Origin of the sequence: Bacillus sp. SIMBA_031, assembly GCF_046535225.1 — a bacterium.
Classification (GTDB): domain Bacteria; phylum Bacillota; class Bacilli; order Bacillales; family Bacillaceae; genus Bacillus; species Bacillus velezensis.
The window spans coordinates 1-240 of record NZ_JAWRXC010000638.1; the positions used below are offsets into that span (position 1 = coordinate 1).

Consider the following 240-nt stretch of genomic DNA (forward strand, 5'->3'; position numbering starts at 1 on the left):
GCTAATTGCTCAAAGATTCTTTAGCATACACAAGGACTAAGTGCATTTAATGATTTATGGGATGATTACTGTTGTACTATCGATCTGCCACTCGTAAGTAATAGCATTTACTCCTATTAGAGAGCCAAACACATATGCATCCAAAACATCTTCTCTGAATATACGGCTTAACCGTTTAATATATGCATTTTGTGCAGGCTTTCCCGGTTGTATATATTGCAGTTCGACGTCATTATCCTT

The 240-nt window shown here is 36.7% G+C and carries 1 protein-coding gene; it reads right to left on the minus strand.

The features are described 5' to 3' along the window. Positions 1-54 precede the first annotated feature (54 nt). On the minus strand, positions 55-240 hold a 186-nt coding region (locus SB724_RS21640; RefSeq protein ID WP_410573115.1), incomplete at its 5' end, for an integrase core domain-containing protein.